Here is a 9,340-nt window from a genome sequence, read left to right as displayed (position 1 = left end):
GCTGCCGGCGCTCAGGGTGGTGGTACCGGTGTAACCGCTGTTGGCGCCGCTGAGGGTCAGGCTGCCGGTGCCGGTCTTGGTCAGGCCGCTGCTGCCGGTGATCAGGCCGCCGAGAGTCAAGGCGCCGGTGCCGCTGGCCGTCAAGGTGCCGCCGAGGTTGATGTTGTTGGCCAGACTGATGGTGCCCGGTGCACTCAGGGTGCTCGCGCCGGTGACGTTGAGGGTGCCGGTGCTCAGCGCCAGGTTGTTGCCCAACTGCACGGTACCGCCGTTGAGCGTGGTGTTGCCCAGGTAGGTGTTGGCGGCGCTGAGGCTCAGTTGCCCGGAACCGACTTTGGTCAGGCCGCCGCTGCCGGAGATCACCCCGCTCAGGGTGGTGGCGTTGGTGCCTTGCACGGTCACGCCGCCGGCACCGAGGGAAATCAGGTTGCTGATGTTCAAGCCGGCATTGCTGGCCTGCAGGATCCCGCCATTGGAGGTGAGGACACCGCTGCCGAATGTGGCGTTGTTGTTGAACTGGGCGACCCCGCCATTGAGCGTGGTCGCGCCGCTGACCAGCGGCCCCTGCAAGGTCCAGGTGCCGCTGTTGATGGTCAGGTTGTTGAAGTTGACGTAGGTGGCGCTTGACGCTGTACCAACGCCAGTGGTGCCGCCGCCGACGCCGATCGGGTTCTGCAGGATCAAGTTGTTGGTGCCGCCCGCGCCACCATCGACAGTGCCGGTCGGGGCGAAGGTCAGGTTGATGCCGATCAGCCCGCCGAGGCCGACGCTGACCTGTACACCGTCACCGACCTGGACCGAAGAACCGGTCACGGCGGTGAAGGTGTTGGTGCTCGCCGCCCCCATCGACACGCCACCGGTGATCGCGCCGGCGTTGGTGAAGGTGTTGCCCGCCGCCGAGGTCTCGAAGGCGATCCGGCCATTGATGACGCCGGTGCTGCTGTTGGTCATGTTGACTTGCGAGCCGCCATAAACCCCGACCACCGGGGTATCGGCCAGGGTGATACCGCCAACCGACAGGCCGGTCGAAGTGATGGTGCCATTGTTGGTGATGCTGGTGGTGCCGGCCGCGGCGTTGTTCACCGCGATGCCCAAGCCGTCGATGCTGGTCAGGTTGAGCCCGAGCAGCATGCCGGTGCCGCGAATGATCCCGCTGGCATTGTTGAGCACGCTGACCGTACTGGTTGCGCCCGTGCCGATGAAGGCACCGCCGCTCAACACCGAGACCAGCCCCAGCAACGCCGGGTCGAGGGTGCCGGAGTTGTTCAGGCTGATGTTGACCCCGGTAAGGTCCATCACGTGACCGCCGAGCGTCGCGTTCATCTGCGCCCCGGAGTTGACGTTGACCGTCAGACCGTTGGTGGCGCTGGAAAAGTTGTTGAGAAATAGCGGCAGGGTCGGTACACCGCTACAGGTCACCGTGGAACCGGCCGTCGAGCATGTGGCCAGCGCAGGTGCGCTGACGCCGCCGAACAACAGTCCGGCAACACTCAAGTGCACAGCAAGGGAAAGAGGGGAAAAACGCGAAACGAGGGCGACACCAAACCTTGCTTCCACGGGCTACTCCTTGTCGTGGCCAAATTCTTCCTTGAAACCGTGCGAAGCCGTGCTTATTCCACACGCGAATCAAGACTGCGACGGTCATCACAAAACCGCGTCTTGGCTGACAAGCTAGTAGACGCCCCGCGATGGGGCACTGATTAAATGGTGTTAATACTTTAATACTAGGCCCATCTAAACCGCAGGTTTCGGCCAGCAAACACGGGAATCTGAGTACGCCACATCCTCTGTAGGCGCTGCGGAACGCTGCGATCTTTTGATCCTGATCTTCAAGATCGCAGCGTGCCCCAGCGCCTGCAAAGGGCATCGGTGGCAGACTTGGTACGCCTTGTGCAAACGTTTGCGACCTGCCTATAACGGCTTTTTCGTAACAAAACCGTACAGACCCGCAGAATCCGGGCCTCGATCCGCAAAAAAAGGACTTTGAATGCACGCCGCTTCCCCTCTTCGCGCCCCATTTGCGCGCACGTTCGCTGTTTCCCTGCTACTGACCGCCGTTACCGGAGTTCTCAGCGACAGCGCTTTGGCGCAACCGGCGCTGCCCGAAGAATCGGCGCAAGGCGAAACCCTCAGCCCCGACGCCAGCCCGCCGAAACAAGGCGCCTACCTGTCGGACTGGTACAACCAGGACCTTACGCTGATCGGCAGCAAGGACATCAGTTTCGGTCCGCAACCGGCCGACGATATCTACCTGGAATACGAATACTTCGGGCGCAAGGGCCCGTTCGAGCTGTACGGCTACGTCGACATTCCGAAGATCTTCAACATCGGCAACAGCCACGACAAAGGCGTGTGGGACCACGGCTCGCCGGTGTTCATGGAGCACGAGCCGCGCATCTCCATCGACTACCTCGCCGGCCGCAGCCTGGCCATCGGCCCGTTCAAGGAATGGTACGTGGCGTTCGACTGGATCTACGATTACGGCAGCCGCAAGGAGAACCGCGCCAACACCCTGTACAGCGGCTTCGGCACCGACATCGACACCCATTCGCGGGTCAACCTGTCGGCCAACCTGTACGGGCGCTACCAGTGGGAGAACTACGGCGCGAGCAATGAATATTCGTGGGACGGCTACCGCGCGCAGCTCAAGTACATCGTGCCCATCGACAAATTCAGCAACGGCGCCTCGCTGACCTACATCGGTTTCACCAACTTCGATTTCGGCTCGGACCTGCACAAGGACAACCCGGCACGCACCGCCAACGCCACGGTGGCGACCAACGTCTTGCTGTACTCGTTCACCCACCTGCGCTTCACCCTGGTCGGGCGTTATTTCCACAACGGCGGCAACTGGGAGGACGGCAGCGAGCTGAACTTCGGCGACGGCAACTTCCGCGCACGTTCCAACGGTTGGGGTTACTACGCCGGCATCGGCTACCAGTTCTGAATTCAGGAGATTCTCGTGCAAGCAATGACGCGTCTGACCCTGGCCGCTGCGGCCCTGCTCTCCTCCACCACCTGGGCGGCTGAAGCCCCCATCCAGCCAAAAGTGCTGCTGATCACCATGTTCGCCCCCGAGGCGCAGAACTGGATCGAGCGCCTGGATCTCAAGCAGGAAATCCGCGTGCCAGGGCTGTCTGCCGAGTACCCGACGGTCCGCTGCAACGCGCAACAGGTGTGCCTGCTGACCACCGGCATGGGCCAGACCAACGCCGCGGCCTCGACCCTGGCACTGGCGCTGTCGCCGAAATTCGACCTGCGCAAAAGCTACTTCCTGATCGCCGGGATTGCCGGCATCAGCCCGAAACACGGGACCATCGGCACCGCTGCATGGGCGCACTACCTGGTCGAATTCGGCACGCAATGGGAGCTGGATTCCCGTGACGCGCCGTCGAGTTGGCCGACCGGATACCTGGGCATCAACACCAAGGGCCCCAACGAAAAACCGCCGCTGGACTACAAGACCGAAATCTTCGAACTCAACCCGAAACTGCAGGCCAAAGCCTTCGCCCTGAGCCACAAGGTCGAGCTGAGCGAGAGCAAGGAATCGGCGGCGTGGCGCCTGAAATACCCGTCAGCCCCGGCCAACCAGCCACCGGTGGTCACACGCTGTGACACGCTGGCGGGCAATACCTGGTTCTCCGGCACACGCCTGAGCGAACGCGCCGAGGTCTGGACCAAACTGCTGACCGACAACAAGGGTGAATACTGCACCACGCAACAGGAAGACAACTCGACTTACGAGGCCTTGTTGCGCGCCAGTCGCGAAGGTCTGGTGGATGTGCAGCGTCTGGCGGTGGTACGTGCCGGCTCCGACTTCGACCGCCCTGCGCCGGGCGGCAGCGAAGTGGACAACCTGCTCAAGTACGCCGATCAGGGCGGCTTCGTGCCGGCGCTGGAAAACCTCTATCGCGCAGGCAATCCGCTGGTGCAGGACATTCTGAAAAACTGGTCGGCGTGGGAAAACGGCGTGCCGCAGTCCTGAAACCTGCGCCAATCAATTGTAGGAGTGAGCCTGCTCGCGATGGAGGTTATTCAGCCGCCGAATTTGTCGACTGAATTGACGCTATCGCGAGCAGGCTCACTCCTACAGGGTTTGTGGCTGAGTCAGGGGATAAGGATGATCTTGTCGCCGCTGCCCTGATTCACCTCGGCATAACGCGCCAGGCCTTGAGCCAGCGGCTCCTCCACCAAGCCCTGCGGCAATGGCAGCCGATCCTCATCGAAGAATCGCCCGAACTGCTCGAGCATTGCCGCACAGGCCTGCACGCCGTATAGCAGCGAATTGATCCCGACCACCGAACCGCCCTTGCGGTATAGCGCCAGCGCCGGCAACTGCACATGGCCGTCGACCGGTGCCGCGATGATCGCGATGCGGCCGAACGCTGCCAAAGCCGCCACCGAGGCGGGCAGCCAGAAACCGGTGGTGTCGAAGATCACATCGGCACCGCCGCTGTACACCGCGTGGACCTGGGCACCGAGGTCTTCGGGTTCATCCAGCTGGATCGTCGGATAGCCCTGCGCCTGCAAGTCCTTGACTTGCTCCGGTCGCCGCGCCGCCGCCAGTATCTGCGCTCCACGGACCTTGGCCAGTGCCAGTGCCGCCGTCGCCACTGCGCCGCCGCCGATCACCAGCAACCGGGTTTCAGCACTCACAAGACTGCGCTCCAGCGCATCCCACGCTGTGGTGTACGGCACGCCGAGGCTGGCGGCCTGGGCGAAACTCAGGTGCGACGGTTTGTGCGCCACGCCATTGGCCGGCAGCTTGACGAACTGCGCGTGCGAGCCATCGGCAAAAAAGCCCAGCTCCCGCCCGGTGCCCCAGACTTCCTGGCCGAGCAACGCCTGCGGGCCTTCAACCACCACGCCAGCAAAATCGCGCCCGGGAATCCGCGGCAACGTGGTGTAGGGGAAACGCCCGAGCACGTTCTTCACGTCGCTGGGGTTGAGGCCGGCCGCCTTGATCTCGACCAGTACCTCGTCAGCGCCGGGCACCGGAGTGGCGACGTCGACGAAACGCAGGGAAGACAGGTCGCCGGTTTGATCGAATTGCAGTGCTTTCATGAGGACATCCACCGAAGGAAAAAGGGAAAATTCACGAGAACCAACCGGCAACCAGCTGCCGGCCCAACGGCCACAACTGCTCACCCGCGAGCATACCGAGCAGCCCCACCAGGGCGATCGCCGGTGGCGCCGGTGAACGAAAATGCAGCGCGCCATAGAGCAGGCCGACGCCCAGGCCGATGGCCAGCGAAATCAGGTAGTTCATGGGGAAACTCCGCCGCGTGAAAGGAATGGGCAGAGTCTAGGGAAAGGCTGCAAACGGTACCGGCCAAGGACTTCTGAATTTCGGCCAAGTCCCGGCATTGCGATCCCCTGTAGGAGCTGCCGCAGGCTGCGATCTTTTGATCCTGTTTTAAAAAATCAAAGTCAAAAGATCGCAGCCTGCGGCAGCACCTACAGGGTGTGCGTGGTGTTGAATTGCGAGGGGGCCACACCCAGTTCGCGGCGAAACATGTCACTGAAACTGCTCGGCGAATACCCCAGCTCCCGGGCGATCGCACTCACCGGTACGCCCTGAATCAACTCCGCCACCGCCGTCGCCAACTGCACCTGCCGCCGCCACTCGGCGAAGCCCATGCCGAGGCTGTCCTTGAACAACCGCGCCAGCGTGCGCACGCTGGCCCCGGCGTTTTCCGCGTGCTGCTCGTACGGAATGTCCAGCGACGGCGCGGCCATCACCGCCTGGCACAGGTTCATCAGGCGCCGGTCGGAATCGTCCGGCAGCGGGATCTTCAGTTGCGAGCGCCGGGCGCGCTTGAGTTCCAGCAGCGCCAACCCGACCAAGGCGTCGTAATAGGCTTGATCGCCACTGTCGCCCTGCTCCACCAGCCCGACGATCAACTCCCGCAGCAACCCGCCGACCTCGATCACCTGCACCGCCTCATCCAGCGTCGCCGCCAGCGCCGGGCGCAGGTAGATATTGCGCATCTGCAAATCCGAAACCACACGAATCCCGTGCGGCACCCCGGGCGGCAACCACACCGCCCGCTGCGGCGGCACCACCAGCGCTTCATGCGGGGTCTCGACCCACATCACCCCGCTCATCGCGTACAGCAACTGCCCCCAGACATGCTCGTGCGGCTCGATGAACAAACCACGCGGATAAGTGCGCGCCAGCGGCTGCACCGGCACATCGGTATCACTCAGATCGGGGGGCGCGGCGAGGGCCATGGCGAGCATTCATTAGGGGTTGGTGGAGCGGCCATGGTAACCAGTGCGCCGATGTGTCGCCAACGATAGATACCGTCGGACAATCCGAGTGAATTTTCCCGGCGCGCCGCGATCCTTCTAATACCACAGGGAGGATTACGGGCTTTATGAACAACGCAAAACTGTTTGTCATCGATTACACCCTTCACGGCACGCCGAAATCGTTCATTATCCGCTCGGACAAAATGGACAATGCCGAGGCGTGGCACTGGGCAAGCTGCGACGCAGGCGTGGGTCGTATCCCGCGCTTCGGCCGGGAAAAAGTGCAAAAGACCAGCAAACCGATGGCGGAGAAATTCGGCGTGGAAAACGTCACATGGCGACCCGCGAGCTAGACGCTGGCCAGGTAACGGGGACTTTTCGGGGGATACACATGAGCAACCTCTTCAGCCAGGCGCATCTGGATTACGGCCTCGACACCCTGTTCGGCCGTATCACCAAGAGCGTGGACTGTCGGGTGGGTCTTGAGGCTGTCGAAGACGACCCCTATAGCTTCGCCCTGTGCATACCGGCGCCGTTACCGGAAGATCTGCACCAGGCGAAAACCGTGGTGGTGTGGGTGGAGGGTCGACGGTTGCAAGGCACGGTGCGGCATACCGAACGGCTGGATGATGAGAGCCTGAAACTGAAAGTGGAGCCTGATTAGGCTCCACTTTTTTATGCGCGCGATTATTTGGGTGGGCCGCAATGGCAGCCTTTGCTTGAGCACTTTTCGCCGCTCTTGTGATGGTGCGCGCAGGCTTCGCAGCAGTAGTGTTTGCCGTGCACGGCGTAGGCGTGCTCGCCTTCTTTGATCGTGCATTTACAGTCGGGGCAATCGCATTTTCTATCGGGCATGGGGGCAGACTCCTTTTTGGGTGGTTGTCCGGGCTTTTGGGATAAGCCGTAAATACCAGTGTAGGAGCTGCCGAAGGGGCAAAAGATCAAAAGCCAAATCAAAGCCAAAGCAGAGCAAAAGATCGCAGCCTTCGGCAGCTCCTACATGGGCGTTGGGTGCGGTCAGTCAGAGAGGGTGGGCTGTTGGGCCGCCATCGCTACCGCAGCAACGGATACGGTCCAAAAAATCAGTCAACAGAACGCGAACTACTACGATACATAAAGACCAAAGCCAACCCCAGACAAACCATCGCCAACACCCGAGAAGACGACAGCTCGATCGCCGGATTCCCCAACCAGCCAAAGTTGTCGATCAACATCCCCATCCCCAGCTGACCCACAATCACCGCCACCGTCGCCACCGCCGTCCCGACCACCGGTACCGCGCCGACCATGACCATCATGTAAACCACGCCAAACAGCGCACCGCAGAGCTGCCACTTCGGTACATCCAGCAAACTCACCGCATGCGCCGGCTCAAAAAACAGAATCAACAACCCGGTCGTCACCGCCCCGACGAAAAACGTCAGCAAACTGCTGCGCAACACCCCGACGGTCTCGCCCAAACGTCCATTGATCGCCGCCTGCACACTCAACACCGCACCGGCCAACACCACCACTGCCAACAAAATAACCAAACTCATGACTCACCCCCGCGCAATCAAAACCAGTGCCACCACAATCAGCCCCAACGCCAGCCACCGCTCGGCATTGACCTTCTTGCGTGTTGCGCCAAACCAGCCGAAATGGTCGATCAGCACACTCTTGCCCACCTGCCCGGAGAGAATCGCGATCATCGTCATCGCAATCCCGATATGCGGCGTCGCCAGGGTCAGCACCACCACGTACATCGGCCCGAGGAAGCCGCCGATCAATTGCCAGCGTGGCAAGTCGGTCAGCGCCGGGCCCTTCTGCGGGCCGGCGAACAGCAACAGCAAAAACAGGATCGCCGAACCCACGCCGAAGATGCTCAAGGTCGCCCACAGGTGCCCGACCTGCACCCCCAACGGCCCGAGCAACCCCGCCTCCACCGACAACCCCATGCCGGCCAGAATCACCAGCGGCAGCAACAACAGGCGCAACCCCGGCTTGCTCACCGGCGCCGCCACACTTACCTCATCCAACGTCTGCATAACCAAAACCCGTACAAGTAAACGATGGCGCGGATTATCGGCTGGCGCCGCTGTGCGATAAATGGGAGCATCCGGACAACACTTTTGCGTAACTCGCACAGCAGGAAGATTGATGCACGGGCTCAACGAACTGGGATTCAAGGCACTCAGGCTGTTTGTGGCAGTGCTCGACCACGGCAGTTTTTCCGAAGTCGCCCGCCGCGAGGGTGTGGCGCCCTCTTCGATTTCGCGGCAGATCCAGTTGATGGAGCAGGCGCTGAACCAGCAATTGCTCTACCGCCACACCCGCGCCGTCACCCCGACCGAGGCCGGACGCATGCTCGGCCACCACGCACGGCTGGTGCTGGTGCAACTGGAGGAGGCCGAACAGGCGTTGCAGGAACAGCAAAGCGAGCCCACCGGGCTGGTGCGGATCAACGCGCCGGTGGTGTTCGGCCAGCGGCATTTGACGCCGTGGCTCGGTCAGTTGTGCGCGCGCTATCCGAAGCTGCAACTGGACATCCAGCAGACCGACCATTACGTCGACCCCTTGCAGGAAGGCGCCGACCTGCTGTTTCGCATCGGCCCGCTGCACGATTCGAGCATGCAGGCACGGATTCTCGCGCCGCATCGCTTTCAGGTCGCGGCCAGCCCGGCCTACCTGCAACGCCACGGCGTTCCGCAGCATCCCGACGAGCTCGCGCAGCACCAGTGCCTGGCCTACAAAGGTGCGACCGGCCAGCAGCGCTGGTTCTTCCGTCAGGATCAGGGCGACTGGACGCCTTACTCGGTCAAAGGCCCGATCACCGGCAACCACGCCGACACCCTCACCCAGGCCGCCGAACAAGGCCTGGGGCTGGTGATGTTTCCGTCATGGCTGATTGGTGAAGCGGTGCGCGAAGGCACGCTGGTGCCGGTGCTGCGGGACTATCAGGTGTCGAACAGTCTGGAGCCGCAGCAGATTGCGGTGCTGTGGCCGGGGAGTCGGCGGCTGTCAGTGAAGGTGCGTACGGTGATTGATTTCTTCATCGAGTGCTTCGGCGAGATCCCCTACTGGGACAGAACCTGAGTCCTACACG

Annotated in this window: 12 protein-coding genes; 5 read left to right on the top strand and 7 right to left on the bottom strand. The window is 62.2% G+C overall.

What is annotated here, in order from left to right; genetic code table 11:
• Positions 1-1,557 (bottom strand): autotransporter-associated beta strand repeat-containing protein (locus J5M57_RS23950; RefSeq protein WP_207872007.1); only part of this gene is annotated, 1,557 nt, incomplete at its 3' end.
• 430 nt (positions 1,558-1,987) lie between these two features.
• On the opposite strand from J5M57_RS23950, the gene J5M57_RS23945 reads away from it, so the two are divergent.
• Both J5M57_RS23945 and J5M57_RS23940 read left to right on the top strand, forming a co-directional pair.
• On the top strand, positions 1,988-2,947 hold the full coding sequence (locus J5M57_RS23945; protein WP_207849622.1) for a nucleoside-specific channel-forming protein Tsx: 960 nt from the start codon (positions 1,988-1,990) through the stop codon (positions 2,945-2,947).
• Positions 2,948-2,962: 15 nt separating this feature from the next.
• A complete protein-coding gene (locus J5M57_RS23940) occupies positions 2,963-3,985 on the top strand; it encodes a purine nucleoside permease (protein ID WP_169840713.1) in 1,023 nt (340 codons plus the stop codon).
• Positions 3,986-4,107: 122 nt separating this feature from the next.
• On the opposite strand, the gene J5M57_RS23935 is transcribed toward J5M57_RS23940, so the two are convergent.
• The 3 genes from J5M57_RS23935 to J5M57_RS23925 all read right to left on the bottom strand — a co-directional run bounded on the left by J5M57_RS23935 (position 4,108) and on the right by J5M57_RS23925 (position 6,234).
• Positions 4,108-5,064 carry a zinc-binding alcohol dehydrogenase family protein gene (locus tag J5M57_RS23935; protein WP_207849621.1) on the bottom strand — a complete coding sequence of 319 codons (957 nt, stop codon included), beginning with the start codon at positions 5,062-5,064 and terminating at the stop codon, positions 4,108-4,110.
• A gap of 31 nt (positions 5,065-5,095) precedes the next feature.
• Entirely contained in the window at positions 5,096-5,269 is a 174-nt protein-coding gene (locus J5M57_RS23930; protein WP_081794837.1) for a DUF1427 family protein, read from the bottom strand.
• A gap of 188 nt (positions 5,270-5,457) precedes the next feature.
• Complete coding sequence (locus J5M57_RS23925; protein WP_243435259.1) at positions 5,458-6,234, bottom strand: helix-turn-helix transcriptional regulator; 777 nt, start codon at positions 6,232-6,234, stop codon at positions 5,458-5,460.
• Positions 6,235-6,380: 146 nt separating this feature from the next.
• Between J5M57_RS23925 and J5M57_RS23920 the strand changes: the two genes are divergently transcribed.
• Positions 6,381-6,608 carry a DUF6555 family protein gene (locus tag J5M57_RS23920; protein ID WP_003223528.1) on the top strand — a complete coding sequence of 76 codons (228 nt, stop codon included), beginning with the start codon at positions 6,381-6,383 and terminating at the stop codon, positions 6,606-6,608.
• A 38-nt stretch (positions 6,609-6,646) separates the two neighbouring features.
• Positions 6,647-6,919, top strand: a complete 273-nt coding sequence (locus tag J5M57_RS23915) for a hypothetical protein (protein ID WP_207849619.1) — start codon at positions 6,647-6,649, stop codon at positions 6,917-6,919.
• Positions 6,920-6,942: 23 nt separating this feature from the next.
• Here J5M57_RS23915 and J5M57_RS23910 read toward each other — a convergent pair whose 3' ends face one another.
• From J5M57_RS23910 to J5M57_RS23900, 3 genes are all read right to left on the bottom strand, one after another.
• Positions 6,943-7,110 carry a metallothionein gene (locus tag J5M57_RS23910; protein WP_082920300.1) on the bottom strand — a complete coding sequence of 56 codons (168 nt, stop codon included), beginning with the start codon at positions 7,108-7,110 and terminating at the stop codon, positions 6,943-6,945.
• 227 nt (positions 7,111-7,337) lie between these two features.
• Complete coding sequence (locus tag J5M57_RS23905; RefSeq protein WP_064586865.1) at positions 7,338-7,793, bottom strand: DMT family transporter; 456 nt, start codon at positions 7,791-7,793, stop codon at positions 7,338-7,340.
• A 3-nt stretch (positions 7,794-7,796) separates the two neighbouring features.
• On the bottom strand, positions 7,797-8,282 hold the full coding sequence (locus J5M57_RS23900) for a DMT family transporter (protein ID WP_207849618.1): 486 nt from the start codon (positions 8,280-8,282) through the stop codon (positions 7,797-7,799).
• A 112-nt stretch (positions 8,283-8,394) separates the two neighbouring features.
• Between J5M57_RS23900 and J5M57_RS23895 the strand changes: the two genes are divergently transcribed.
• Positions 8,395-9,330 (top strand): LysR family transcriptional regulator, encoded by a 936-nt coding sequence (locus J5M57_RS23895; protein WP_207849617.1) that lies wholly within the window; start codon positions 8,395-8,397, stop codon positions 9,328-9,330.
• Positions 9,331-9,340 lie beyond the last annotated feature (10 nt).

Source organism: Pseudomonas sp. 86_A (assembly GCF_017491705.1).
GTDB classification, from domain to species: domain Bacteria; phylum Pseudomonadota; class Gammaproteobacteria; order Pseudomonadales; family Pseudomonadaceae; genus Aquipseudomonas; species Aquipseudomonas koreensis.
This window is presented reverse-complemented; position numbering and strand designations above follow the sequence as displayed.